The sequence below is a fragment of the Vibrio aerogenes genome (assembly GCF_024346755.1).
Lineage (GTDB): Bacteria > Pseudomonadota > Gammaproteobacteria > Enterobacterales > Vibrionaceae > Vibrio > Vibrio aerogenes.
In genome coordinates, this window is the sequence record NZ_AP024861.1 from 46345 (window position 1) to 71480 (window position 25136).

General features: G+C 44.6%; 26 protein-coding genes and 2 riboswitches. Of the genes, 16 read left to right on the forward strand and 10 right to left on the reverse strand.

Going from position 1 to position 25136, the window contains the following annotated elements:
- Position 1 precedes the first annotated feature (1 nt).
- From OCV29_RS00205 to OCV29_RS00215, 3 genes are all read right to left on the reverse strand, one after another.
- Positions 2-823 (reverse strand): ABC transporter permease, encoded by an 822-nt coding sequence (locus tag OCV29_RS00205; protein WP_073604417.1) that lies wholly within the window; start codon positions 821-823, stop codon positions 2-4.
- A gap of 53 nt (positions 824-876) precedes the next feature.
- The gene (locus tag OCV29_RS00210) at positions 877-1956 is read right to left on the reverse strand and encodes a putative urea ABC transporter substrate-binding protein (protein WP_073604418.1); all 1080 of its coding nucleotides are present in this window, start codon (positions 1954-1956) and stop codon (positions 877-879) included.
- 68 nt (positions 1957-2024) lie between these two features.
- A riboswitch (guanidine-I (ykkC/yxkD leader) is annotated at positions 2025-2146 on the reverse strand.
- Positions 2147-2421: 275 nt separating this feature from the next.
- Entirely contained in the window at positions 2422-3669 is a 1248-nt protein-coding gene (locus OCV29_RS00215) for a valine--pyruvate transaminase (protein WP_073604419.1), read from the reverse strand.
- A gap of 155 nt (positions 3670-3824) precedes the next feature.
- Between OCV29_RS00215 and OCV29_RS00220 the strand changes: the two genes are divergently transcribed.
- The gene (locus OCV29_RS00220) at positions 3825-4076 is read left to right on the forward strand and encodes a RidA family protein (protein WP_073604420.1); all 252 of its coding nucleotides are present in this window, start codon (positions 3825-3827) and stop codon (positions 4074-4076) included.
- An 89-nt stretch (positions 4077-4165) separates the two neighbouring features.
- On the opposite strand, the gene OCV29_RS00225 is transcribed toward OCV29_RS00220, so the two are convergent.
- The 3 genes from OCV29_RS00225 to glyQ form a co-directional block, all read right to left on the reverse strand.
- Complete coding sequence (locus OCV29_RS00225) at positions 4166-5089, reverse strand: DMT family transporter (RefSeq protein WP_073604456.1); 924 nt, start codon at positions 5087-5089, stop codon at positions 4166-4168.
- 116 nt (positions 5090-5205) lie between these two features.
- Positions 5206-7272: a glycine--tRNA ligase subunit beta gene (gene glyS, locus OCV29_RS00230; protein ID WP_073604421.1), complete on the reverse strand. Its 2067-nt coding sequence runs from the start codon at positions 7270-7272 to the stop codon at positions 5206-5208.
- Between the two features lie 11 nt (positions 7273-7283).
- Positions 7284-8204, reverse strand: coding sequence for a glycine--tRNA ligase subunit alpha (gene glyQ, locus OCV29_RS00235; RefSeq protein WP_073604422.1), 921 nt, complete (start codon positions 8202-8204; stop codon positions 7284-7286).
- Positions 8205-8645: 441 nt separating this feature from the next.
- Between glyQ and OCV29_RS00240 the strand changes: the two genes are divergently transcribed.
- The 9 genes from OCV29_RS00240 (at position 8646) to thiH (ending at position 16733) form a co-directional block, all read left to right on the forward strand.
- Entirely contained in the window at positions 8646-9203 is a 558-nt protein-coding gene (locus OCV29_RS00240; RefSeq protein ID WP_073604423.1) for a TMEM165/GDT1 family protein, read from the forward strand.
- Between the two features lie 148 nt (positions 9204-9351).
- The gene (locus tag OCV29_RS00245; protein ID WP_073604424.1) at positions 9352-9615 is read left to right on the forward strand and encodes a hypothetical protein; all 264 of its coding nucleotides are present in this window, start codon (positions 9352-9354) and stop codon (positions 9613-9615) included.
- 290 nt (positions 9616-9905) lie between these two features.
- Complete coding sequence (gene crcB, locus OCV29_RS00250; RefSeq protein WP_073604425.1) at positions 9906-10289, forward strand: fluoride efflux transporter CrcB; 384 nt, start codon at positions 9906-9908, stop codon at positions 10287-10289.
- A 38-nt stretch (positions 10290-10327) separates the two neighbouring features.
- Positions 10328-10426: riboswitch (TPP riboswitch) on the forward strand.
- A 124-nt stretch (positions 10427-10550) separates the two neighbouring features.
- Entirely contained in the window at positions 10551-12530 is a 1980-nt protein-coding gene (gene thiC / locus OCV29_RS00255) for a phosphomethylpyrimidine synthase ThiC (protein ID WP_073604426.1), read from the forward strand.
- A gap of 321 nt (positions 12531-12851) precedes the next feature.
- Positions 12852-13847 (forward strand): thiamine phosphate synthase, encoded by a 996-nt coding sequence (thiE, locus tag OCV29_RS00260; protein WP_139281612.1) that lies wholly within the window; start codon positions 12852-12854, stop codon positions 13845-13847.
- A complete protein-coding gene (locus tag OCV29_RS00265; RefSeq protein ID WP_245796898.1) occupies positions 13822-14646 on the forward strand; it encodes a HesA/MoeB/ThiF family protein in 825 nt (274 codons plus the stop codon). The genes thiE and OCV29_RS00265 overlap by 26 nt, the downstream gene beginning before the upstream one ends.
- Positions 14630-14830 carry a sulfur carrier protein ThiS gene (gene thiS / locus OCV29_RS00270; RefSeq protein WP_073604429.1) on the forward strand — a complete coding sequence of 67 codons (201 nt, stop codon included), beginning with the start codon at positions 14630-14632 and terminating at the stop codon, positions 14828-14830. Before OCV29_RS00265 ends, thiS begins: the two co-directional genes overlap by 17 nt.
- A 2-nt stretch (positions 14831-14832) precedes the next feature.
- Positions 14833-15597, forward strand: coding sequence for a thiazole synthase (locus tag OCV29_RS00275; protein WP_073604430.1), 765 nt, complete (start codon positions 14833-14835; stop codon positions 15595-15597).
- A 2-nt stretch (positions 15598-15599) separates the two neighbouring features.
- Positions 15600-16733 carry a 2-iminoacetate synthase ThiH gene (gene thiH, locus OCV29_RS00280; RefSeq protein ID WP_073604457.1) on the forward strand — a complete coding sequence of 378 codons (1134 nt, stop codon included), beginning with the start codon at positions 15600-15602 and terminating at the stop codon, positions 16731-16733.
- 192 nt (positions 16734-16925) lie between these two features.
- Here thiH and OCV29_RS00285 read toward each other — a convergent pair whose 3' ends face one another.
- A complete protein-coding gene (locus OCV29_RS00285; protein WP_073604431.1) occupies positions 16926-18719 on the reverse strand; it encodes an aminopeptidase P family protein in 1794 nt (597 codons plus the stop codon).
- Between the two features lie 302 nt (positions 18720-19021).
- On the opposite strand from OCV29_RS00285, the gene tsrA reads away from it, so the two are divergent.
- Positions 19022-19306 (forward strand): H-NS-like global regulator TsrA, encoded by a 285-nt coding sequence (tsrA, locus tag OCV29_RS00290; RefSeq protein ID WP_073604432.1) that lies wholly within the window; start codon positions 19022-19024, stop codon positions 19304-19306.
- Between the two features lie 56 nt (positions 19307-19362).
- Here the strand turns inward: tsrA and asnC are convergent, their stop codons facing one another.
- Positions 19363-19827: a transcriptional regulator AsnC gene (asnC, locus tag OCV29_RS00295; RefSeq protein WP_073604433.1), complete on the reverse strand. Its 465-nt coding sequence runs from the start codon at positions 19825-19827 to the stop codon at positions 19363-19365.
- A gap of 142 nt (positions 19828-19969) precedes the next feature.
- Between asnC and OCV29_RS00300 the strand changes: the two genes are divergently transcribed.
- Together OCV29_RS00300 and OCV29_RS00305 are read left to right on the forward strand one after the other, a co-directional pair.
- A complete protein-coding gene (locus OCV29_RS00300; RefSeq protein ID WP_073604434.1) occupies positions 19970-20761 on the forward strand; it encodes a class I SAM-dependent methyltransferase in 792 nt (263 codons plus the stop codon).
- Positions 20762-20919: 158 nt separating this feature from the next.
- Positions 20920-21279, forward strand: a complete 360-nt coding sequence (locus OCV29_RS00305; protein ID WP_139281613.1) for a hypothetical protein — start codon at positions 20920-20922, stop codon at positions 21277-21279.
- Between the two features lie 55 nt (positions 21280-21334).
- Here OCV29_RS00305 and OCV29_RS00310 read toward each other — a convergent pair whose 3' ends face one another.
- Together OCV29_RS00310 and OCV29_RS00315 are read right to left on the reverse strand one after the other, a co-directional pair.
- Entirely contained in the window at positions 21335-22210 is an 876-nt protein-coding gene (locus OCV29_RS00310) for a carboxylate/amino acid/amine transporter (RefSeq protein ID WP_073604436.1), read from the reverse strand.
- Between the two features lie 60 nt (positions 22211-22270).
- Positions 22271-22696 (reverse strand): universal stress protein, encoded by a 426-nt coding sequence (locus OCV29_RS00315; RefSeq protein WP_073604437.1) that lies wholly within the window; start codon positions 22694-22696, stop codon positions 22271-22273.
- Between the two features lie 158 nt (positions 22697-22854).
- Between OCV29_RS00315 and ftnA the strand changes: the two genes are divergently transcribed.
- The 3 genes from ftnA (at position 22855) to OCV29_RS00330 (ending at position 25114) form a co-directional block, all read left to right on the forward strand.
- Entirely contained in the window at positions 22855-23385 is a 531-nt protein-coding gene (gene ftnA, locus OCV29_RS00320; protein ID WP_073604438.1) for a non-heme ferritin, read from the forward strand.
- Positions 23386-23456: 71 nt separating this feature from the next.
- The gene (gene uspB, locus OCV29_RS00325; protein ID WP_073604439.1) at positions 23457-23780 is read left to right on the forward strand and encodes a universal stress protein UspB; all 324 of its coding nucleotides are present in this window, start codon (positions 23457-23459) and stop codon (positions 23778-23780) included.
- Positions 23781-23926: 146 nt separating this feature from the next.
- Positions 23927-25114 carry a BaiN/RdsA family NAD(P)/FAD-dependent oxidoreductase gene (locus OCV29_RS00330; RefSeq protein ID WP_073604440.1) on the forward strand — a complete coding sequence of 396 codons (1188 nt, stop codon included), beginning with the start codon at positions 23927-23929 and terminating at the stop codon, positions 25112-25114.
- Positions 25115-25136 lie beyond the last annotated feature (22 nt).

Here is a 25136-nt window from a genome sequence, read left to right on the forward strand (position 1 = left end):
GTTAAGCTCCCTGTGACTGGTGATACCACGGGCTGACTTTGCGTGAGAGTAGCTTCAGCAGCCAGTCCATCAGGTAAGCCAGCAAAGTGATCCACAGGACATAAGGTAAAATCACATCCATTGATAAATAGCGGCGCACAAGGAAGATGCGATATCCGAGCCCTTCTGTGGCGACAATGGCTTCTGCTGCAATCAGGAACAGCCATGCACTGCCCAGCGTTAACCGGACCGCATCAATCAGATGCGGGAAGACCTGCGGTGTAATCACCCGGACGATAATTTGCCAGCTGTTACCGCCCAGTGTTTGTGCTTTGATCAATTGTTCTTCCGGCAGAGACTGGGTTTTCAGCTGCATATCGCGGATGATCATCGGGCAGATGCCGACAAAAATCAGGGCGACTTTGGAAACTTCGCCCAGCCCCAGAGAAATGAACAGAATCGGCAGAACGGCCATGGGCGGAATCAGGGAGATTGCGGTGACAAACGGAGACAACGAAGCTCGCACCAGCGGCACCATGCCATTGGCAATACCAAGACATAGTCCAAACAGAGCGCTGAGCCCGACACCAATCCCGAGACGTTGCAGGCTGGCGAAGGTATCTGCCCACAGCAAATATTCACCGGTTCGCCTGCTTGGGGTGAATGCCATCCGTTCAATTGCACTGGCAAAACTATGGAATGCCGGCAGCAGTTTATCTGCTGGATTCACTGCCAGACGGGCATCAGATGCAATCAGGTAGATGACCAGCAGGATGGCAAACGGCAGTATGCCCAGCATCAGACGGGTCGGACGTGATGGCTTTCGGTTGATCAGTCGGGTCATGTTTTCTCCGTTTAAGGGTTAGTTCGCTTTCGTTGTTGATTCCCTCTGGGTGCTTACAGTTGCCCTTTCGCTGCCATGTCCATATACGCCGGATCAAAACGCAACTTGATATTTGACGGGTTACCGTAAACACCTGCCGGAGTTTCAATGCCGATAAACGAGGCATCTGGCGCGCCTTCACCTAACAGACCATGGTCAAAGGAGAACTCAGCTACCTTTTGCATCGTGTCTTTCAGGGCGGTACTTTGCGTGAATTTGACGGCTTCTGCCGGGTTGTAGAACATCCGGGTGGCTTTCAATTGTGCGTTGTAACCGGCCAGATCTGTTCCGGAAGCTTTTGCCATAAAGGTTTTGGCTTTATCTGCTTTGGTCTTGTCTGTCATTTCAGACATGACTTCATACCAGGCGCCGGTGAGTGCTTTGGCAAATTTCGGGTTGTCCTTCAGAATCCGGGTATTTACGACCAGAGAGTCAATGATTTCACCGGGAATTTTTGAGGAGTCGAAGACCAGAGAATTATCCGGCTGGGCTGTGATTTCGCTGAGCAGCGGATTCCAGGTCACAACTGAAGTGACATCAGATGTCTGATAAGCGGCGACGATATCTGCATCGGATGTGTTGACGACACGCACATCTTTTTCAGCCAGTCCGACACTTTCCAGGCCCCGTGCCATCAGGTAGTGAGAGACGCTCAGCTCAACCAGATTGACGTTCTGACCTTTGATATCACGAATCGATTTATTTTTACCTTTCAGAACAATACCGTCATTGCCGTCTGAAAAGTCCCCGACAATCAGTGCGGTTGAGTCGACACCGCTGGCCGCCGGAATCGTCAGAGCATCCATATTGGTCATGACCGTGGCATCAAACTGACCGGCGGTATATTGGTTAATCGATTCCACATAATCATTCACCTGAATGACTTTAATGTTGATGCCGTATTTATCGGCCCATTTTTTCAGGATGCCGGCATGATCAGCATAATCCCACGGCATCCATCCGACATAGATTGACCATGCCAGGGTAAAGTCTTTTTTCTCTTTGGCAAATGCGGACGCTGACACCGAAAATACAGCGATTAAACTTGCTGAAAGCATCAGCGTCGTGAGTAATTGTTTCAGAAAAGATTTCATGGGATCACCTCCACTGTGAGTCACGGTTGAATCATTGCACAAGAGACATAACCAATAATGATTGGCTGGCCTCCCGGGCTTTTATCCCGCCGTGTGACCTCAGTTGAGGTTGACAACTCTCGGTCCAGTCACTGTTTTTGAATCGATATAAGTTGAATCAATCACAGCCGGAACCCTAGATGTCCATTTGACAAATTGTTGTTAGCAATACTTTGCCGTTAGCAATACTATCGCGTTATGCTCTTCGCAACTAACAGACTCAAACAGCAAACTGCATGCCAGTTTTATAAAATTCATTTATTTCATGTGGTTATATTGATTGAATTGTTTTTAGTTTGTGAGTGAAAGTTTTATTCTGGTGCAGGAGAAGAACAATGATGGTGCAAAATTCAGCCAGACTGACCGGTGTGGCTGACGATGCACATGCTGCGCTCAGACATCATGTGCACCGGTTTTTTTCAGGGGTTATTCTGCGTAAGCTTTGGCGATTTCTTCAGCAATGATGGTGATGCCTTTCTGCATCTGTTCATCATCCTGAACGTAGTTCATCCGCAGGCATTGATGACCATGTTCCCATGCTTCTTCCTGCCCGATAAAGAAGTACTCTCCGGGTACAATCAGCACGCCCCGGTCTTTCAGGCGCTGATAAAGTTCCATCGTCGTGATTGGCAGTTCATCGAACCAGAGCCAGAGGAAAATCGCACCTTCCGGTTTATGAATCCGGAAACGAGGATCGGGGATGGCCTGTTGAAGCAGTTCAATCGCCCGCTGTGATTTTTGCTGATAAAACGGACGAATGACTTCACTGCTCAGGCGCAGAATGTCGTTGTTTTCTATCATGTGATTGGCCAGTACCGGCCCGACACTACCGGGGGAAAGGCTGATAATACCGTTCAGGTTACTCAGTGCGGTTGTTACCGCTTCATTTGCAATCACGATACCGCAGCGGAGTCCGGGCAGGCCCAGCTTTGACAGGCTCATACACAGAATGGTGTTTTCATTCCAGAACGGTTTTACATCTTCAAAGATGATATTCGGAAAGGGCAATCCATAAGCGTTATCGATAATCAGCGGAATATTGTGCTGCCGGGCCAATTGGTCCAGCTTGTGGATTTCTTCATCGGTCAGCACGTTACCGGTCGGGTTGGTTGGCCGTGAAGCACAGATAGCCGCAATTGACTCATCAATGTTCAGGTTTTCAAAATCGACGTGGTATTTGAACAGCCGGTTGTCCAGATACTCTATTTCCGGGCGGCCGGAAACAAAAATATCATCGTGAATGCCGGCATCACCATAGCCGATATATTCCGGCGCCAGTGGCAGCAAGACCTTTTTATGTGTGCCGTCCGGTTGAGCGCCGGTCAGCAGGTTGAACAGATAAAAGAATCCGCTCTGGCTGCCATTGGTCAGGCTGATATTTTTTTCGCTGATGTCCCAGCCAAATGTTTCGCGTAGTAAACCTGCAAGTGAGCGGATAAATGCATCATTCCCCTGTGGGCCATCGTAATTTGCCATCGCGGCAACAAGCTTGCCGTTGTCCAGTAGTGATTGATTAGCCTGATGAAAATAATCGAGCATGGCTGGAATGGCTGCCGGGTTACCTCCGCCCAGCATGATGGCGCCCGGTGTACGAAGACCATCGTTTAAATCATCCATGAGCTGTGTGATACCTGTGTATCGGTTGAATTTCTCACCAAACGAAGAGAACTGCATGACTGGTTTACCTGATTTATATTGTTTTAAGAAAGATGTGATTTACATAATTATTCACCCTACCGTAATATTTTCTGGCTAAAAAGCAAGAGGGCTGATGGAGGTTTTTTTGCGCATTGGGCTGAGCGTATGAGACGCCAGCTCAGTCATTATCATTGCCGGAGCAGTGTAAAGAGATTCTCAGTCAGATTTCGCAGATTCTTATGAAAGAATCTTGTTCTAAAAGTGATTTGGTAAAACTGACGATTTATGTCAAAGAGATGGGCCAGCTTGGGCAGATTCGTGAGATCTTATTTGAATTTTACGAAGGACATTTGCCAGCATGTTCGCTGGTGGAGGTTTCACAGTTAATTCATCCGGATTTACACATTGAAATTGAAGCTATCGTCGCGTTAAACCTTTACTAAACCGGGGTGTGTTAACTTTTCAAAAGGGGCTCTTTTACACCAGGGGCTCCCGTGCACCGGATTGAACCGGTGCACGGAATCATGCCGGATTATTCAGAAGACCGGACACATTGAGCTGTTTCCTTTCTTTTTTTTCTTCCTGAGCATAACCCAATACCGGCTGCGATCAGAATTGCGCTGATCAGATGAAATGATTCGAGACGGGTACCAAGAAATATCACACTGAACAGCCCGCCGGACAGCGGAATAATATGGGTATAGATCTCCCCACGGGTAGCGCCAATCTCAAGAATGCCACGGTTCCAGAAAACATAAGACAGCCAGGAAGGAAAAATCACCAGATATAACAGCCCGGTCAGGAATCCTGCCTGTGAATAGGAACTGATATCAACAGATGACACCGAAGAGAGATAAAGTGCAATCACCGGGATCAGGATGATGGCACCAATGACGGCACTGACTGCGACGAATACATTGCCCGGAATTTGTTTGTTCTTTTTACGCAAAAAAGAACAGTACAGTGCCCAGCTCAGCGCTGAGCCCATGGCCCAGAGATCACCAACGCTGAGGTTGCTTAATGTACTCAGGTTGTGAGGATTCCCCTGAAAAATTAAATAGCAGACCCCAGCAGTGCTGAGGAAGACGCCCAAATAGTTGTTTGCTGAAATGTGGTCATGAAAGATAATCCGGTTGATTAATAACACCAGACAGGGCGTCGCTGACATGTAGATGGCTGCATTGAGTGAGGTGGTTGTTTGCAGGCCGATATACAGCGTGAGCGGAAACAGTACCTGCCCGAAGATCGACAGAAACACAATAGTTGCCAGAGACTGTATGATTAATTTGTGATGAGTGAAGATATGTTTGTAGTACAGAGAAGTGAGTAGCAGAGCGGTTAATATCCAGCGGGCTGCTGTCATCAGAATTGGATCCGCACCGGTGACGAGAATATGTCCGACAACGTAGTTTCCTCCCCAAAACATTGCTGCCAGTGTTAAAAGCAAATAGGGCATGGTGATTCCTTCAACCGTGATAAAGGTGATTAATGTATAACATTCGGCGTTGGTTTGAAGATGATTATTATCAATAAACAGAAAGCCCGGCATACTGCCGGGCTTTGAAGTGGGTGTTATTTCTGCAAAACAGAAATATCTGCAATCTCAAGGAACAGATTCCGCAGGTTGTTTAACAGCGTTAAACGGTTTTTCTTCAATGCTTCGTCATCAGCCATGACCATAACATTGTCAAAGAAGGCATCGACCGGTTCTTTCAGCGCAGCAAGCTTGCTGAGTGCTTCCTGATAGTTACCGGTCGCAAACGCAGGTTCGAGGGCTTCAGTCAGCACTTCAACATTTTCAGCGAGTGCTTTTTCAGCATCTTCCTGCAACAATGCCAGATCAACTTCTGCATTCAGTTCGCCATCGAATTTCGCCAGAATATTCCCAACACGTTTATTGGCAGCGGCCAGAGATTCCGCTGCTTCCAGAGAACGGAAGTGAGAGACCGCTTTGACGCGTTGGTCGAAGTCCGCTGGTTTGGTTGGATGACGGGCCAGAACGGCCTGAATGACATCGACACTGAAGCCTTCATCCTGATACCAGGCTCTGAAGCGGCCCAGCATAAACTCGATGACATCCGATTCAACACTGGTATTCGTCAGCTTTTCACCAAACAGAGACTTAGCTTTGGCAACCAGCTCAGTCAGATCCAGCTGATAGCCGTACTCGACGATGATTCTCAGGACCCCAAGTGATGCACGACGAAGTGCAAACGGGTCGGAACCTTTCGGTGCCTGACCGATGCCAAAGATACCAACGATGGTATCCAGCTTATCTGCCATTGCGACTGCAGAAGAGATGCCATCAGATGGCAGATCATCACCCGCAAAACGCGGCATATACTGTTCGTTCAGTGCAATGGCAACGGCTTCATCTTCGCCTTCATGACGGGCATAGTGCATGCCCATGATGCCCTGAGTTTCGGTAAACTCAAACACCATGTTCGTCATCAGATCGCATTTAGCCAGTAAACCTGCCCGTTTGGATTTCTCAACGTCTGCACCGATTTTATCTGCAATATAACCGGCCAGTTCTGTAATGCGATCGGTTTTATCTTTGATTGTGCCCAGCTGCTTCTGGAAGACAGCGTTTTCCAGCATTGGCAGGCGATCGATTAAAGGCTGCTTGCGGTCTGTATTGAAGAAGAACTCAGCATCTGCCAGACGAGGGCGGACAACTTTTTCATTTCCTTCAATCACATGACGGGGTTCTTTTGACTCAATGTTTGAGACAAAGATAAAGTTTGGCAGCAGCTTTTTATCGTCACTGTAAACCGGGAAGTATTTTTGGTCACCCTTCATGGTGTAAACCAGAGCTTCAGACGGAACAGCAAGGAATTTTTCTTCAAATTTTGCTGTCAGCACAACCGGCCATTCAACCAGTGAAGTCACTTCTTCAACCAAGTCATCTTCCAGGTCGGCGGTACCACCGACCGCTTTTGCTGCTTTTTGGGCATCAGCGATGATCGTTGCTTTACGTGCATCATAATCGGCGATGACTTTACCACGTTCTTCAAGAATAGCCGGATATTGCTGTGCGCTTTCAATGGTAAATTCCTGCTCGCCCATAAACCGGTGGCCACGTATTGTCCGGCCAGACTGAACACCCAGAATTTCGCCTGCGATGAGTTCATCATCCAGCAGAATCGTCAGCGTTTTAACCGGACGGATGAACTGAGTGTCTTTATCAGCCCAGCGCATTGGTTTGGCAATTGGCAGATGGTGTAAAGCTTTCGCTGCAAGGTCAACAACAATCTCTTTAGTTGCCTGTCCTTTGACTTCTTGTTTGAATAGCAGCCATTCCCCTTTGTCAGTGACCAGACGTTCAGCCTGATCAACGGTGATGCCATTCCCACGGGCCCAGCCTTGTGCAGCTTTCGTTGGGTTGCCATCTGCATCAAAAGCAACGGAGATTGCTGGTCCGCGCTTTTCTGCCACCTTATCCTGTTGGCTTTCAGCCAGTGCGCTGACTTTTAACGCAAGACGACGGGGTGTTGCAAACCATTTAATGCTGTCAAAAGCCAGCTCCGCACCTTTCAGTTCTGCTTCAAAATTGCTGGCGAATGCTTCAGCTAAAGTCCGCAGTTGTGTTGGTGGCAGCTCTTCGGTTCCCAGTTCAATTAAAAATTCTTTGCTCATCTTTTCTCCCCTTATGCTTGTTGGTCTTGCTTATTACACATAGGGAAGCCAAGTGCTTCACGTGACGCATAATATGCTTCTGCCACACCTTTGGTCAGTTCCCGGATTCGCAGGATATAACGCTGACGTTCCGTGACAGAAATGGCTTTACGCGCATCCAGCAGGTTAAATGCATGCCCGGCTTTCAAGATCCGCTCATAGGCGGGGAGAGGAAGAGGTTTTTCCAGCTCAAGTAAGTGCTTACATTCTTTTTCACACTGATCAAAGAAAGTGAACAGGAAGTCGACATCGGCATGTTCAAAGTTATATGTAGATTGTTCAACTTCATTCTGGTGGAAAATATCACCATAAGTCACTTTACCGAGTGGTCCGTCAGTCCAGATCAGGTCGTAAACAGAATCAACGCCCTGAATATACATAGCCAGACGTTCGATACCGTAGGTGATTTCGCCGGTGACCGGCTTACATTCGAGGCCACCAACTTGCTGGAAGTAAGTAAACTGAGTGACCTCCATGCCGTTTAGCCAGACTTCCCAGCCGAGACCCCAGGCACCCAGCGTTGGGTTTTCCCAGTTATCTTCAACGAAGCGAATGTCATGGACCTGCGGGTCAATTCCCAGTGCCTGCAGCGAGCCCAGATAGAGTTCCTGAATATTCTCCGGAGAAGGTTTAATGATCACCTGGAACTGATAATAGTGTTGCAGACGGTTCGGGTTTTCACCGTAACGGCCATCCGTTGGACGACGGGATGGCTGGACATAAGCGGTGGCAATTGGTTCCGGACCAAGTGCTCTCAGGCAGGTCATCGGATGCGATGTGCCAGCACCAACTTCCATATCGAGCGGTTGAACAATTGTACAGCCTTGCCGGGCCCAATAATCCTGCAGCGCGAGGATCATCCCTTGAAAGGTTTTAATGTCATATTTGTGCATAATGGGTTCGCGCGAATTTTGTGAATGAATAAAAATAACGTTGAATTATACCGGGATATTACACGATCGAGTAGTGAGAATCTTGTTTAATTGGTAGACAGTTTGTTCATATTGTCTTATTGATGGATTCGTTGTTTTTAATGTGGATTTTTGCGATTGGTTTGAACAGATCTTGTGTTTATTTCAGATAATTGATTTAATACGCACGTCTTTGGGGAGTAGCTTACCATCGCAGATGTGGCCTGAGATGGTTCGTTCGTCAACATAATCGGTTCTTCATGACCGTGGCGGGCGAGACCAGCGGATATACCATACTTTCAATTATTCTTACGTGTATATCCTTTGTCGTTTAGCAAGACCTTAGATGAATTATCGTGTAACCGGGGTAGGGCGCGATGGTTTGTCTTTGGTTTTGGAAGCACCTGCCCCTTTGAGCATGTCATGAGTATTTTCATTATTTCTGCTGTGACCGTCGCCCTTGCTGAGATTGGCGATAAGACCCAGCTTTTATCTCTTTTACTTGCCTGTCGTTACCGCAGAGCTGCACCCGTTATCTGGGCAATCTTTTTTGCCACAATTGTCAATCATACGCTCGCTGCATGGCTGGGAGTGATTGTTGCTGATTATCTTTCCCCGTCAATATTAAAGTGGGTGATTGTCGTCAGTTTTGTACTGATGGCTGGATGGGTGCTTATTCCGGATAAGCTGGATGAGGATGAGAAGTTTTCTGGTTACGGGCCATTTGTTTCTGGCTTCATTGCGTTCTTTATTGCTGAAATTGGTGATAAAACCCAGATCGCAACATCCGTCTTGTCGGCGCAATATACAGAGGGCATGGTGTTGGTGATTGCCGGGACAACGGCTGGCATGCTGATTGCGAATGTGCCTGTTGTTTTAGCCGGTAAATGTTCGGCTGAGTCGTTGCCATTATCACTGATTCGTAAGGTGACTTGCGTGGTGTTTGTTGCGCTGGCCTGTGGCGCAATTTTCTATCCTTAGCCTATTCTCATGTAGCGTTGTTGTGAATGATGGGGTGTTGTGAATATTGATTAAAGGAATGACCAGACAACGTGATATCCGACATATATCGATTGGCATTCGCATGCTACCTTGAAAGTATACAAACCTTCAGAAAGAGGATATGACTATGTTAGTTCGTTATACCGGAATGACAATCAGGAGTCAGAGTTATCTCTTTACCATTGGATTTATATTGACTCTGTTAGGCATGGCTCTGACAGATATGTGGATTCCTATGGTGATTGGTTCGATAATCATGATGGGATTAATGGTTGAGTCATGGATTCGTCTGGAGCATATCATTCCGATGCATCAGGAAATCAGAGCATTACGGAAACAGGTTGAACAGCTCAGAAAAAATGAGAAACAACATCAGGAAGAAGTGATGTAGTTTTTTAGCCGATAGTTGTTTGATCTTCGAATGAATTTTTAGAGCCTCTGAAAAGAGGCTTTTTTTATGCATTTCTTGCCGGTTCCTGTGTAAAATTGTTTCTGTTTGTTACAGAGGCTTTGTTATCTGTTTAAGCGTAATTTTAATCATCTGGTTTTATATATCTTTTGTTTTGATGGTTATTTATACAACAAAGTGACTCCTGTAACTTTTTATTTCTTTAGATAAATCAACGTCGTTATACGTAGATTTTTTCTCTTTTTTTGCCGTTTCAGGCTAAAGGATTTTATATGGGGCAGTTTGCAATTCTTGTTTATGTTGCTGTGGGTGGCGCATTTGGTGCATGTAGCAGATATTTAATTTCTGAGTTGTGTGTTTTCCTGTTCGGTAAAGGATTTCCTTATGGCACCTTAACCGTGAATGTTCTTGGTTCATTTATGATGGGATTATTAATTGCTGCACTTCAGGGTGAGTTCATTCCGGCAGAGCCATGGCGACAAATTTTTGGTCTTGGTTTTCTTGGTGCACTAACGACTTTCTCCACTTTTTCTATGGATAATGTGTTGTTAATGCAGCAGGGTGAGTTTTTTAAATTTGGTATAAATATCTGTTTGAATGTGGTTTTGAGTATTTCTGCGGCGTGGATTGGCTTTCAGTTGATGGCCCGGACTTGATTTTACTTGGTTAAGTGACATTCATTCTTTATAATGTTTTCTACTTGTCGGAGTGCCTATTGGCTGAGACCGTTTATTCGGGATCCGTTGAACCTGATCAGATTAGTATCTGCGAAGGGAACAAGAGAACATTGACTGAGAATTCATTTCTGTTGATCTCTTTCTTCGTTGTGTCACATGTTGAGTGACCTCCTTTCCTCTTGTATAGCTATTTCCGTCAAGCATTTATCTCTTTTATAACCATAATTTGAGGAAAAATGCATGTCGAGTCGCAAACAGTCCAGACTGGAAGCAAAACAGTTTTTAGAAAATATCCATTCACAACCTTATCCTAATTCATCCAAAGTCTATCTTCAGAGTACACGGACTGATGTCCGGGTCCCTGTACGTGAAATTAAACTGGCGGATTCACTGATTGGTGGCACAAAAGATCAACCTGTATACCAACCAAATGAGCCTGTTTATGTCTACGATACGTCGGGCGCTTATACAGATCCTGAGCATGAGATTGATGTATACCGGGGTTTACCACGTCTCAGAGCACCATGGATTCAGGCGCGTGGCGATACAACATTGCTCCCGGAGATGAGCTCTGATTTTGCCAAAGCGCGTCTGTCTGATCGCACACTGGATGAACTCCGCTATGAACATCTTCCTGAGATTCGTTCGGCACAGGCGGGGCGCTGTGTGACTCAGCTCCACTACGCCCGGCAGGGCATCATCACACCCGAGATGGAGTTTATCGCCCTGCGTGAGAATATGCAGCGCCAGCAAGCTTTGGAGTCTTCTGATGAACATTTGAATCATCAGCATGCCGGACAGGGCTTTGGCGCTCATTTACCAGCGCAGATTACCGCTGAATTTGTCCGCAAGGAAGTGGCAGAAGGCCGGGCGATTATTCCCTCAAATATCAACCATCCTGAATCTGAACCGATGATTATTGGCCGTAATTTTCTGGTTAAAGTGAACGCGAATATCGGTAATTCATCTGTCACCTCATCCATTGAGGAGGAGGTTGAGAAGCTGGTTTGGGCAACCCGATGGGGGGCTGATACTGTGATGGATCTGTCCACGGGCCGTAACATTCATGAAACCCGCGAATGGATTCTCAGAAACAGCCCGGTGCCGATTGGCACAGTTCCAATGTATCAGGCGCTGGAAAAGGTCAATGGCGTCGCTGAAAATCTGACGTGGGAAGTCATGCGCGATACCTTGATTGAACAGGCAGAGCAGGGTGTTGACTACTTTACGATTCATGCTGGCTTGCTACTTCGTTACGTGCCGTTAACGGCTAAACGCGTGACAGGGATTGTTTCCCGCGGTGGTTCCATTATCGCGAAATGGTGTTTGGCACATCATCAGGAAAACTTCTTGTATAGTCATTTCCGGGAGATTTGTGAGATTTGTGCGCGCTATGATGTTGCGTTGTCTTTGGGCGATGGATTACGTCCGGGATCGGTTGCTGATGCCAATGATGAAGCGCAGTTCTCAGAATTAAGAACTCTGGGGGAACTGACAAAAATTGCCTGGGAATATGATGTTCAGGTGATGATTGAAGGGCCAGGACATGTACCTATGCACATGATTCAGGAAAATATGACGGAGCAGTTAAAGCACTGCGATGAGGCACCTTTTTATACGTTGGGCCCACTGACAACGGATATTGCACCCGGATACGATCATATTACTTCTGGTATTGGTGCTGCGATGATTGGCTGGTATGGCTGTGCGATGCTTTGTTATGTCACACCGAAAGAGCATTTAGGCCTGCCAAACAAAGATGATGTGAAAACAGGCTTAATTACATATAAGCTTGCTGCTCATGCCGCGGACCTGGCTAAAGGTCACCCCGGTGCTCAGTACCGTGATAATGCGCTTTCTAAAGCGAGGTTCGAATTCCGGTGGGAAGACCAGTTTAACCTGTCTCTTGACCCGGTGACGGCCCGCGCATTTCATGATGAAACCTTGCCGCAGGAGTCAGGTAAAGTCGCGCATTTTTGCTCCATGTGTGGTCCTAAATTTTGCTCGATGAAAATTTCTCAGGAAGTTCGTGACTATGCCCGTTCTCTTCCTCAGGAACAGGTGATCGCGGTTCAGCAACCAGACAATCCCATCATTGGGATGCAGCAAAAAGCTGAGGAGTTCAGAGCGCAAGGCTCGGAGCTTTATCATGCAGCGACCTCTTTCTCTGTTCATGACCCTCTATCTGTTCACGACCCTCTATCTGTCAACGAAGAGTGAGGAGGCGTTGTGATATATCTTGAATTACCGGTGCAATATAAGCACATCGCAGAGTCTATTCCAAAAGTGTTTCAGGTCGCATTAGGTGAAGGCCTAAATGTTCCTGAATATCAATTCAGGGAAAGTGGGGAAGATTGTATCGCTTTGTTTCTGCCAGATAGACACATTGCTATATTCGTTGACGAGTTATCTGATTGTCACCATCAAGCGGCTGAGCGGTTTTCACAGAGGATTGGTCTTCGCTATCTGGATGTCCCTGTTGATGAGCGAATCTGTTATGCGCATCACAGGCGTACCTGTGAAGATTCAGCTCAATTGAATATGCGTTATTCTGTTCTGGTCGATATTTTTTCTCAGGCATTGCCTGAGAAAATTTCGGAGCAATGGTATCTCTCTGAGCAGGATGAAACCCGCTCTCTGATTTCCAGAGTTCAGATGTCTCAGCCTCATGATGTTTTCAAAGCCAATCATCTGTCTTGGTTTCTCGCGCTTTTGATATTGGATTTCCCTCTGGAAGATGTTTTTATTTTGGCGCGTGCAGCGCTGAATGTTTCACGTGGAACATGGCCAAAAGAGATTCAATTCTTTCCAAAAATGAATTCAACAGATTTACCTACATCTGTTTATATTCCGCAAACACCATTCCCAGCTGTTGATGCATCTCTCTTTGATCTATATCCGGTGGTTAATGAATTCAAATGGGTTAAAAATCTCCTGGCGCAGAGTGTTAAAACGGTCCAGCTCAGAGTCAAAGAGGCGATTGGTGGGGATTTAATCACGCAAATTCGAAAGTCTATTGAGTTGGGGAGAACGTATGACGCACAGGTTTTTATCAATGACTATTGGCAAATCGCAATCGATGAAAATGCTTACGGTATCCATTTGGGGCAAGAAGATTTGTTGGATGCTGACCTTGAATGGATTCATGCTGCAGGTATTCGCCTTGGCATCTCAACCCATAGTTATTTTGAAATCTTAATCGCTGAGATGATCAAGCCTAGTTATATAGCATTGGGTCATATTTTTCCGACATCAACAAAACAGATGCCTTCTAAGCCGCAAGGATTGGTTCGCTTGAATTTGTATCAACAACTCATTCATTCACTGTGTGACCATGAAAAGCGATCAATTCCCACGGTAGCAATTGGTGGGATTGATCTATCGAATTTACCTCTTGTAATGGCGCAGGGGGTAGATTGCGTTGCGGTTGTCCGGGCAATTACGCAAGCGAATGATGTGATTGATGCCGTTAGTCAGTTTAAAACTGGTATTCATCAAGCGAAGGAGACATATGATGCAGTCAATGACCGATGCTGATTTTATCCGTTATCAAAGACAAATTGCATTACCGGAAATTGGCGAGTCTGGTCAGCGAAAAATAAATCACTCAACTGTACTCATTATTGGATGTGGCGGTTTAGGAACGACAGCTTCTCTTTTGTTGGCTGGTGCCGGTGTTGGCAGTTTGGTGATTGTTGATGATGATAAAGTAGAAATCAGTAACCTTCATCGTCAGTTTATTTATACCGAGTCTGATATTGGCCGGCAAAAAGCTGAAGCTTTGAAGGAAAAAATCCGGATGAGGAATCAGCATTGCAGAGTCAGAGCGATTGAGAAAAGATTGGGTGATGAGCAACTAAGCCTTGAAGTCATGATTGCAGATATGGTGATAGATTGCAGCGACAATATGGTCACCCGCCATCAAATCAATCGTATCTGTTATCAGCAAAAGACGGTTTTAATTTCTGGATCAGCCAGCCAGTGGGAAGGTCAGATTTCTACCTATAATTTCGCAGCTAACCAACCCTGTTTTGCTTGTTTGACGCCTGATAAATCAGGTTCAACAGATGAATTATCGGATGAATCACCCGCTTTGTCGTGTCGTGATCTGGGGGTTATCGGACCGGTTGTCAGCATCATTGCTTCATTGCAGGCAATGGCTGCCTTGAAACAGATGGTTGACATTGGCATCGCTGATGAGAGTCAAACGAACACGCTTCATATTTTGAATGGACAAACGATGTCGTTCAGGTCATTCAGCTTTCACAAAAATCCGGAATGTCGCGTTTGTCATCAGTCTCAGGAAAAGGAAACAGTCCATGCAAATCAAGATTAATGATCAAACATATTCCTTTGAAGATGGCCTGACACTATCGGCCGTGATTGACAGACAGACATTACCACAATCAGGTTCAGTCTACGCTCTTAATGAACAGATCATCCCAAAGGTGAACTGGGAAAAAACACCATTGAAAGATGGGGATGAGATTGCATTATTTCAGGTGATTGCAGGAGGGTAATCATGTTAACGATAGCAGATAAACAGTTTCAGTCCCGGTTATTTACGGGGACAGGTAAGTTCTCTGGCCGGCAAAATATGATCGATGCGATAAATGCTTCAGGCTCTGAACTGGTAACGATGGCATTGAAGCGGGTAGACCTCAACAATCAAAATGACGACATTCTCGGGCCTTTGATTCACTCCGGGATCAACTTATTACCTAATACTTCAGGTGCGAAGTCGGCCCGCGATGCGATTTATGCAGCACATTTGACGAGAGAAGCACTGGGGACAAACTGGGTTAAAGTTGAAATTCATCCCGATCCAAAATATTTATTGCCGGATCCGGTTGAAACATTGAAGGCCGCTGAACAGCTAGTTCTGGATGGTTTTGTCGTATTGCCTTATTGCCATGCAGATCCGGTTTTATGTAAACGTCTTGAAGAGGCAGGATGTGCAGCGGTCATGCCTCTTGGTGCTCCGATCGGCTCAAATCAGGGACTGGTTTCAGCAAACTTTCTTAAAATTATTATTGAGCAGGCGCAGGTGCCCGTGGTGATTGATGCAGGAATCGGCTCACCTTCTGATGCAGCCCTGGCAATGGAAATGGGGGCTGATGCCGTACTGGTGAATACAGCAATTGCCTGTGCTGACAACCCGGTGACAATGGCAAAAGCATTTCAGATGGCCGTTCAGGCTGGCAGAATGGCTTACGAATCTGGCCTGGCTTCATCTGGTTTTGTTGCAGATGCTTCAAGTCCTTTAACGCAGTTTCTGGAGGATTAATGATGTCATTTATGGATATTTTTAATCAGTTGAACTGGGATGATATCAGGCTTTCAGTTCATGGAAAAACAGAGCGTGATGTACAGAAAGCACTTCAATCATCGCGAAAAACTCTTGAGGATTTTAAGGCTCTGATTTCCCCGGCTGCGGAACCTTATCTTGAAGTCATGGCACAGCAGTCGAGAAAACTCACCCGGCAGAGATTCGGTAACACGGTTAGTTTTTATATTCCGCTTTATTTATCAAACCTGTGTTCGAATGACTGCACTTATTGTGGTTTTTCTATGTCGAATCATATCAAACGTAAAACATTATCGCCGGATGATATTGATCGGGAAATTGTCGCGATTAAGCAGATGGGATTTGATCATGTACTACTGGTAACGGGTGAACATACAAATAAAGTGGGAATGGATTATTTCCTGCAAGTATTGCCACAAATCAAGAAACACTTCAGCTATTTGAGCATGGAAGTTCAACCCTTAGAAACCGCATCTTATCAATCGCTGAAAAAAGCAGGTTTAGATGCAGTGATGGTGTATCAGGAAACTTATAATCCATCGACTTATGGTATTCATCATTTACGTGGTAATAAAACAGATTTTGAGTACCGGCTGTTAACTCCTGACCGATTAGGCAAAGCAGGGGTTGATAAAATTGGCTTGGGGGCATTGATTGGGCTTGATGATTGGCGAACAGATATTTTTTATGTCGCAGCACATCTTGATTATCTTGAAAAGAAATATTGGCAATCACGTTACTCCGTTTCTTTTCCAAGACTGCGCCCTTGTGCCGGAGGAATTCAGCCAAAATCGATCATGTCAGATAAACAATTAGTTCAAACCATATGTGCATTCAGACTGTTTAAGCCAGAAGTTGATTTATCACTGTCGACGAGAGAATCTGCATCATTCAGAGATAATGTTGTTCCACTCGGTATTACAGCGGTGTCTGCCAATTCAAGTACTCAGCCAGGCGGATATGCTGACCATAATAGAGAGTTAGAACAGTTTAGTGTAGGTGATAACCGCTCTGTGTATGAAGTTGCTGAGGCAATGAAGCGTCGTGGATTAGAAACAGTTTGGCATGATTGGCACGAAGTGTATTCCGAACATGTTTCACGTGAAACAGTTTGAGTTGAGAAATGTTGTGTTGAGAAATACAGAAGAGGGAAGTATTGGTTTCTTTTGATAATCATCATTTGCCAAAAATCAGACAGATAAAATAGAGCGATTTACGCTCTATTTTTATACGCTATCTTTATGCATTATGTGATCAAATTTATTAAATGCAGTGAAATGCATAAATTCAATGGCCCAAGCCGTGAATTATGAATCTCTCCCGATCGGTTGGGTTGCTTTTTCAAGCCAGGTAAAGACTTCACCATCAACCAGCGGAGAAATATCATCCCAGACTTTCTGATGATATTGGTTGAGCCAGGTGATTTCTGCATCAGTCAGTAGCTGTTGATCAATCACACGGAGATCGATTGGACACCGTGTTAGTGGCTCAAACCCAAACATATCTTGATCGCCATCGGTATGTACCCTGACAACGCGTTCAAGATTTTCAATCCGGATACCGAAATGACCCTCACGATAATATCCAGGCTCATTAGAAATAACCATCCCAGGCTGAAGCGCGGTATGATTGACTGCTTTACTGATTCGCTGTGGGCCTTCATGTACATTCAGGCAATGACCCACGCCATGTCCGGTTCCATGGTCAAAATCAAACCCGTACTGCCATAAATATTGTCTGGCCAGTGCATCGAGTTGGTGACCGGTTGTTCCATCAGGAAAACGTGCTGAAGCTAAAGCAATATGGCCTTTTAGTACAAGTGTGAATTGTTGTTTCATGAATGGGGTCACCTGACCAATAGCCACAGTGCGGGTGATATCGGTGGTTCCATCAGTATATTGACCGCCGGAATCTACCAGATAAAGAGAATCAGCAGATAGCTGACCAGGTGCGGGTTGATTATTATGATTATAGTGGCACATTGCGGCGTTACTTCCGGCTGCCGAGATTGTATCGAAACTTAAATCAATCAACGTGGGATCTTCAAAGCGGAAGTCTTGCAATGTATCGGATAAAGTTGCTTCATCATGCAAATGACCAGCATTCACTTCACTATCAAGCCATGAGAGAAACTTTGCCATTGCAATACCATCTCTGATATGACAAGCCTGCATGCCATTAATCTCACTCTGATTTTTCATGGCCTTCGTTAACAGACAAGGATCGGGTTTTTGTATCAGATGAACACCTAATTCGTTGAGTGTTATCTCAAACCATGCATTACTGTTATTATTATCGAGTAAAACCTGTTTACCCTTTAACTGATTTAATCCATCGAGCAGCGAGTCTGGTGAGTGTAGCCGGACACCGTCACCCACATGTTCAGCAAAACCATCAATGACTTGCTGCTGATGAATAAATAAATCAATGCTCGCATCTGCATGTAAAATCGCGTAGCAAAGAACAACCGGCAAACGGGAAATGTCAGAACCTCTGATGTTTAACAGCCAGCAGATAGACTCCGGAGAGGTGAGAATGGCCGAATCGATACCTGACGCGGCAAAGTCGCCTGAAATTTGTTGTCTCTTACTCAGGCTATCAATGCCAGTTGTTTCGGCTGGCATAAGCCATAAAGGTGAATACTCGGGTTGTGGCCGATCATGCCAGAGTTGATCAATTGGGTTATTTTCAAGCGCACAGAACTGAAAATAAACGCTATAGTTAAAGTTAGCGTGGCTCAGCCATGCCGCGCTATGAAGTTTGGGGTCGTATGCCACATTTCCAGACGCTGGTACATTTTCTTTAATCCAGTCCAGATAGGGTTCCTCTGTCAGGTGGTGGTATTCAAACAGGGTATCGGGAACTTGTTTCGTGACCTGAACCGTGTAGCGTCCATCGACAAAAATGGATGCATTCGTCTGGGTAATGATGGCGACACCTGCTGAACCGGTAAATCCGGTAGCCCATTGTAAACGTTCATCATGCGCGGGAAGATATTCACCCAAATATTCGTTTTCATGGGGGATAATTAAGGCATCGAGTTGGTTTTCTTTCAGCCAATGTCTTAAATTTAAAATACGAGCTGATATTTGTTCTTGCATCTGTTGCTATCCTTAAATATTGCAGATGATGACGGAATAGTAGAATAAGCTACGCTTTTTGAACACAACCTGCAATTTATTAGCGGTCACAATATTATTGTGTGGATTGTGCATTACATATATACCCAATCAACTCTCGCATGAATATGCATCTTGGGGTCGTTTGGGTATATATATCTGATAATTAGTAAAATAGTCATTTCAGACTATTTGCGTACTGTTTATTTCTGTGTATATTGGTCGCCCTGATCATGCACTTAGATAAATAAAATTATTGTCGTTTATTTTTGGAAATCATACACATGTCAATGACAACTTATGAGATGGCCCGCGTTCTGGAACAACTCGATGAATCACCAGAGAAAATTATGTTTGGAAAATTACTCAATGAATTGGGTAATCAAAGTAGTGAGCGCATTAAAAGTGCGGCAAAGCAAGTCCCTGTTCACGTCCTTCGGGATTTAGTCTATCAATTTGAACAGGTTATTGAATCCCGGAAGAGTGAACAAGTTGAATCAATGGCAAAAGATTTAGCGGCACAGGGAATATCTGCTGAAGAATTATTAAATTATCTGAATAATAAATAATTTATATATTATCAGGATAGGCCTGATATTTGTTTATCTGTATATAAACTAAATGCCTACGGTATCACGTTTCTATGTATTGGATTTTGCAACGAAATTAAAGTTTCGGTTGATTGAACTTCCTCAATCGATTGTAGTTTATCAATTAAAACATGTTGTAATTCTTCAATAGAATGGCACATGAGCTTTGCAAAAATATTGTATGCACCTGTGGTGTAGTAGGCTTCGACCACTTCATCCAGCGCATCGAGCTTTTCCAGTGCAGAATGATAATCTTTTGCTGCATTCAGATTGATACCAATAAAACAGCAAACGTCATAACCAAGTTTTTTCGTATTGACGACGACCTCTGTTTTTTGAATGATATCAGCGGATTTCATTTTTTCGATCCGAACATGAATTGTGGCCGGACTTACGTTGAACTGCTTTGCCATTTCAGCATAAGGGGTGCGGGCATCATCCATTAAAATCTTAAGTATGGCGCGATCTAAATCGTCCATTTTTGCCGCAGTAGGATGCATAATTATTCTCTTTTCAGGCTATTTTAGCTTTGTTATCGGAGTGACATTCTATCATTGCTGATGAGAAAAATAAGCACATACATTCAACTGAAGATAATTTTTGCTTATTCATAACCATGTTTAACGCTGGAGTCACTTTATTTTGCAATTACAGCTGATCAGTGAAATTGATGACAGACAACCTGAATTAATTGAAATTGCAAAACGCTGGCATCTTACTTTTGCAGAACAAAGCCTGTTTGCCCTGGTCTTAACCGCTGAACGGCTGGAATTAAGGAAACTGGATGAACCAAAACTTGGGCCGGTTTATGTTGATTTTGTCGGTGGGGCTGTGGGTCACCGGAGGAAATTTGGTGGTGGTAAAGGACAGGCGATAGCAAAAGCTGTTGGCCTGAATAAAGGGGCTGTCCCTGTGGTTTTAGACGCAACAGCTGGGTTAGGGCGGGATGCATTCGTGCTTGCTTCACTTGGCTGCAGGGTTCAGATGATCGAGCGGCACCCTGTTGTGGCTGCTTTACTTGAAGATGGCTTGCGTAGGGCCGGTAGTGATGAAGAAATTCAGGCATGGGTGAATGAACGTATGTCTTTGATTCATTGTTCCAGCCATACCGCTTTATATGATCACTATGCTGACGGGAATATCCCACGTCCGGATGTTGTTTATCTTGATCCTATGTATCCACATCCTCCTCAAAAAAAGAAAAGCGCGCTGGTAAAAAAAGAGATGCGTGTCTTCCAGAGCCTGGTTGGCGGCGATCAAGATGCCGACGCATTACTGGAGCCCGCTCTGATGCTTGCGAAAAAGCGTGTTGTTGTTAAAAGACCAGATTATGCGCCATGGCTGGATAACCAGAAGCCGACAATGACGATTGAAACCAAAAAGAATCGCTTTGATGTCTATGTTAATGCTGCAATGAGTGCGGAACACGAATAACAATCTGATGATATGGCGGTAAAATAAGCCGGACGTGTATCTGGCAGGGCGATGATTTTTGTATATAATCAAAAATAAGAATTATTATTATTAGAGTTTACAAAATGACGCAAAGACTCTGTAAGCTGAATCGCCGTGATATCCGGCTCTCTCCTGAAATGGTTTATCAGTATGTAAAAGAGCCAAAGTTCTTCTGTACAAGCTGTGCACGTTCTGCAAATCATCAGTCTAAGCTGTGCAAACCTGCAGCTTTACCTGCCGGAACTGTTAGTAAAGATGCTGGCAAGCAAAAGCCGGATGTTTCTGTTTCTCAATTCAAACCAATGAAAGCATCTGCGATCAAAAAAATTAAAAAAGCTCAGAAACGTTACAAGAAAGCGGTAAAAAAGCTCAAAAAAATCGAGAAGAAGCAGAAGAAATTATTAAAGCGTGCCCGGAAAGTAGATGCTGCGATGAAGGGTTTTGAAATCAAAAGCCAGCTTTGTAGTGAGTACTCACATATAAATCGGTTTCACTAACAGGGAAGTCATTAACTTCCCTGTATTGAGATGCCAAAACGGTATCGTTTTTCGGTTATTTTTTTAACGACTGCAGCCTTTTTTTCTTCACCCAAGTCTCATTAATCCACAATGAGAACATGATAATTGCTCCGCCAGAGACCAGACTGAAGAGATCTGCATCTCTGTTCCAAATGAAGATATTGACGATCAATCCTGCCGGGACTAATGCATTGTTCATAATTGCCAATGCGCCGGCATTGACCATGCATGCTCCCTTATTCCAGACGAAATATCCCAGCCCGGAAGCGATCAATCCCAGATAAACCAATATACCCCACTGTGTATATGTGGCCGGTAATTTATCCATATTGCCAAAGAGCAGAAAGGCAACCGAGGCAACAATCAGTGCGCCGATATAGAAATAACCAAAGATCGTGTGTTGTGGGAGGTCTGTCTGATAGTTTTCCATCAGACGTTTGTAAGCGACTTGTCCGACAGCAAAGCAGAGGTTGGCTCCCTGAACCACAAAGAATCCAAGTACGAAATGTTCATTGACTCCGGTTCGTTTGATCACAACGGCACCGATGACGGCGATTGCCGCAGTGACAAGATACCAGGGAGAAAAACGACCTTTGAGTAAGTCATAAATCAGTGTTACATAAATTGGTGTGAAAACGGTAAACAGCAACACTTCGGGAACGGAAAGTAATAAAAAGGACTTGTAGTAGAAACAGTACATCAGACCAAGCTGTACTCCGCCTGTCATCATCAACTTAATGATTAACGATGCCGGTATACGCTTAAATTTTAAAAACGGAAGAAAGACGATACATGCCAGAGCAACACGTATCAGGACCGAAAACCACGAATCAACCTGACCGGCAAGATATACACCAATCAGGCTGAAAGAAAATGCCCAGAGAATCGTAATCGCTGAGAGATAAACCATAATATTAACTTCAACATCATAAAAAGTGGTTTATCAGTTTAACCAAGAACTTTGCTGTCGTCAGTCTTTGAGTGGAATAACCAGCATGTCAACTGGCGAACAATTAATCAGCATCTTGGTTGAAGAAAGTAATTTGCTCCAGAAATCCTGATGATGACCGCAGACAACAAGGTCAATTTCAAACTCGTTGATTGTTTCACAGATTTCGTGGCCCAAATCACCACTGCCAACAAGTGTATGAGATACTGGATAGTCGGCATACTCTGATAATTCCTGAAGGTGTTTCCGGGAATTCTCCATTGAGAAATGCCGTGTTTCATTCAGGTTTACATCAATTAATCCGGTATATAACTCGGCATAGTTGACGTCAATGTGGATAAAGGAGAGTTTGGTATTTAATGCTTTGGCAAGAGCGGAGGCTTTGTCGATCAAAATACGACTTTCTTCTGATAGATCAACAGTTACCAGAATATGTTTATAGGTCATGGTGCTGTCTCCGTGTTTATCGGTTGAATTCACTGTAGCATTCACTGTTAAAAAAATGTGTCGAAGTGATCTCATATCCACTTCTTTGTTGAGAGATGGTAAGGTATTGAACAGACAATAGTTCAGTTCATTCGAAGAATAGTTCAGGAGAGTAATTTATGTTATCAGATGGAATGGTAAAGCAATTAAATGACCAAATTAACCTCGAATTTTTTTCATCCAATCTATACTTACAGATGAGTGCTTGGTGTGAAGATAAAGGCTTTGAAGGGGCAGCTTCATTTCTGCGGCAACATGCAGATGAGGAAATGGGGCATATGCAGCGATTATTTACTTATGTAAGTGAGACCGGGGCTTTGCCTGTTCTAGGGTCAATTGCTGCGCCCAGACACGATTTTGAAAGCTTAGGTGAAGTCTTTCGTGAAACATATAAACATGAGCAGATGATCACACAAAAAATTAACCAGTTGGCACACGTGGCTTTCACGTCTCAGGATTACTCAACCTTTAACTTTCTTCAGTGGTACGTTGCTGAGCAACACGAAGAAGAAAAGTTATTTAAAGGGATCTTAGATAAGTTAGAGCTGATTGGTGAAGATGGTAAAGGGTTGTTCTTCATCGATAAAGATTTAGCTGAATTGGTAACTAAAGGTTCGTCTTCTATCATGGATACTGAGGCAACAGTTTAAAAGCGCTTCGGCATAACATTGAAAACTGATTGTCTTTTTCGCCGGTATCCTGAAGATGTAGGGAGGAAAAGATGATCAGTGGAGATACCATTCTCATGGGATTAACTGTGGTAACAATATTTAATGTTGCCAGGTGTTTTACAGCGCTTCGTTCTTTAATCTATATCATGCGTGAAGCGCATCCTTTGTTGTATCAACAAGTCGATGGTCCGGGTTTTTTTACAACCCATGGCAATATGAATAAACAGGTTCGTCTCTATTCTTACCTGAAGGGTAAAGAATATCTTCATCATCACGATGAGGTGTTCACAGGCAAGTGTGACCGGGTCAGACAGCTGTTTATTCTTTGCTTCGCACTATTTGGTGTGGATATGTTGGCTGCTTTCATGCTTTAACTTGTTCCGCATTAAGATGAACTTATCTGTTGTATGCTTTGTTTGTGGTTCAATCTGTTTGTCGTTAAAATAGAATTTCTCTGACTGAAGGATGTGCTTTAAGCGCATCCTTTTTTATTACAGGTTAGGCTACAGGTAATGTGTGGATGAATGAGATATATGATGTCGTTATCATTGGTGCTGGTGCTGCGGGGTTGATGTGTGCAGCGCAGGCCGGGAAGCGTGGCAGAAAGGTATTAGTGGTTGATCACGGCAAAAAACCGGGCAGAAAAATACTGATTTCAGGCGGCGGTCGTTGCAACTTCACCAATTACGATGTTTCAGCCAGTCATTACCTGTGTCGTAATCCGCATTTTGTGAAATCTGCATTATCTCAGTATACCAACTGGGATTTTATCTCGTTAGTCAGTGAGTATGGTATTCCGTTTGAAGAGCGGGATCACGGGCAACTGTTTTGTCTGGATTCAGCAAAAGATATTGTGCACATGTTACTGAAAGAGTGCGAGAGCCCTTCAATTTCATTTCTTTATCAGGCTGACATTGAGAAAATTGAACAAAATAAGAGCAATTTCTCCTTACAAATCAATCAAAAAGATGTTTCATGTGAATCATTGGTGGTCGCAACGGGTGGGCTTTCTATGCCTAAATTAGGTGCGACACCGTTTGGCTATAAAATTGCCGAACAATTTGGTCTGGATGTACAGCCAACGAGAGCTGGATTGGTGCCATTTACTTTGCATAAGGCTGATAAAGAGCAGTTAAGTGAATTATCTGGTATTGCGGTGCCGGTGGTGTTAACCACAGCAGACGGCACATCTTTTAAAGAGTCTCTGCTTTTTACTCACCGTGGAGTTTCCGGTCCATCGGTGCTTCAGGTTTCATCATATTGGCATGCCGGAGAAGCCGTGAGCGTCAATCTGGTCCCCGATACTGAGATGGATGTTTATCTTGCTGAGGTGTCAGAGCAGCATCCGAATCAAAGCCTGAAAAATACTTTAGCCCGTTTATTACCTAAACGTTTAGTCGAAGTTCTGATTGAGCGGGGCGGGCTTCCGGATAAGACATTGAGACAACTGAATGACAGAGATAAAGCAAACATAGTTCAGGCTCTCGAAAACTGGCAGCTGCTACCAAATGGAACGGAAGGTTACCGAACTGCGGAGGTCACATTGGGGGGCGTGGATACAGATCATCTTTCATCCAAAACGATGGCATGTAAAAACATTCCCGGATTGTTCTTTATTGGTGAAGTCATGGACGTGACGGGCTGGTTAGGCGGGTATAACTTCCAGTGGGCGTGGTCTTCAGGCTGGGTTGCCGGGCAGTGGGTGTAATGAAAGCCCGAATCACCAGATG

Excerpts from the sequence above, each read along its gene's own strand:
- crcB (WP_073604425.1), top strand. The coding sequence starts at position 9,906 with ATGGGGCAGTTTGCAATTCTTGTTTATGTTGCTGTGGGTGGCGCATTT.
- ftnA (WP_073604438.1), top strand. The coding sequence starts at position 22,855 with ATGTTATCAGATGGAATGGTAAAGCAATTAAATGACCAAATTAACCTC.
- uspB (WP_073604439.1), top strand. The coding sequence starts at position 23,457 with ATGATCAGTGGAGATACCATTCTCATGGGATTAACTGTGGTAACAATA.
- OCV29_RS00225 (WP_073604456.1), bottom strand. The coding sequence starts at position 5,089 with ATGCCCTATTTGCTTTTAACACTGGCAGCAATGTTTTGGGGAGGAAAC.
- OCV29_RS00310 (WP_073604436.1), bottom strand. The coding sequence starts at position 22,210 with ATGGTTTATCTCTCAGCGATTACGATTCTCTGGGCATTTTCTTTCAGC.
- OCV29_RS00205 (WP_073604417.1), bottom strand. The coding sequence starts at position 823 with ATGACCCGACTGATCAACCGAAAGCCATCACGTCCGACCCGTCTGATG.
- asnC (WP_073604433.1), bottom strand. The coding sequence starts at position 19,827 with ATGCATCCTACTGCGGCAAAAATGGACGATTTAGATCGCGCCATACTT.
- glyS (WP_073604421.1), bottom strand. The coding sequence starts at position 7,272 with ATGAGCAAAGAATTTTTAATTGAACTGGGAACCGAAGAGCTGCCACCA.
- OCV29_RS00245 (WP_073604424.1), top strand. The coding sequence starts at position 9,352 with ATGTTAGTTCGTTATACCGGAATGACAATCAGGAGTCAGAGTTATCTC.
- OCV29_RS00275 (WP_073604430.1), top strand. The coding sequence starts at position 14,833 with ATGTTAACGATAGCAGATAAACAGTTTCAGTCCCGGTTATTTACGGGG.
- OCV29_RS00305 (WP_139281613.1), top strand. The coding sequence starts at position 20,920 with ATGGTTTATCAGTATGTAAAAGAGCCAAAGTTCTTCTGTACAAGCTGT.
- OCV29_RS00285 (WP_073604431.1), bottom strand. The coding sequence starts at position 18,719 with ATGCAAGAACAAATATCAGCTCGTATTTTAAATTTAAGACATTGGCTG.
- glyQ (WP_073604422.1), bottom strand. The coding sequence starts at position 8,204 with ATGCACAAATATGACATTAAAACCTTTCAAGGGATGATCCTCGCGCTG.
- OCV29_RS00210 (WP_073604418.1), bottom strand. The coding sequence starts at position 1,956 with ATGAAATCTTTTCTGAAACAATTACTCACGACGCTGATGCTTTCAGCA.
- OCV29_RS00265 (WP_245796898.1), top strand. The coding sequence starts at position 13,822 with ATGATGCAGTCAATGACCGATGCTGATTTTATCCGTTATCAAAGACAA.
- OCV29_RS00240 (WP_073604423.1), top strand. The coding sequence starts at position 8,646 with ATGAGTATTTTCATTATTTCTGCTGTGACCGTCGCCCTTGCTGAGATT.
- thiE (WP_139281612.1), top strand. The coding sequence starts at position 12,852 with ATGCGTTATTCTGTTCTGGTCGATATTTTTTCTCAGGCATTGCCTGAG.
- tsrA (WP_073604432.1), top strand. The coding sequence starts at position 19,022 with ATGTCAATGACAACTTATGAGATGGCCCGCGTTCTGGAACAACTCGAT.
- thiH (WP_073604457.1), top strand. The coding sequence starts at position 15,600 with ATGTCATTTATGGATATTTTTAATCAGTTGAACTGGGATGATATCAGG.
- OCV29_RS00330 (WP_073604440.1), top strand. The coding sequence starts at position 23,927 with ATGAATGAGATATATGATGTCGTTATCATTGGTGCTGGTGCTGCGGGG.
- thiS (WP_073604429.1), top strand. The coding sequence starts at position 14,630 with ATGCAAATCAAGATTAATGATCAAACATATTCCTTTGAAGATGGCCTG.
- OCV29_RS00215 (WP_073604419.1), bottom strand. The coding sequence starts at position 3,669 with ATGCAGTTCTCTTCGTTTGGTGAGAAATTCAACCGATACACAGGTATC.
- thiC (WP_073604426.1), top strand. The coding sequence starts at position 10,551 with ATGTCGAGTCGCAAACAGTCCAGACTGGAAGCAAAACAGTTTTTAGAA.
- OCV29_RS00315 (WP_073604437.1), bottom strand. The coding sequence starts at position 22,696 with ATGACCTATAAACATATTCTGGTAACTGTTGATCTATCAGAAGAAAGT.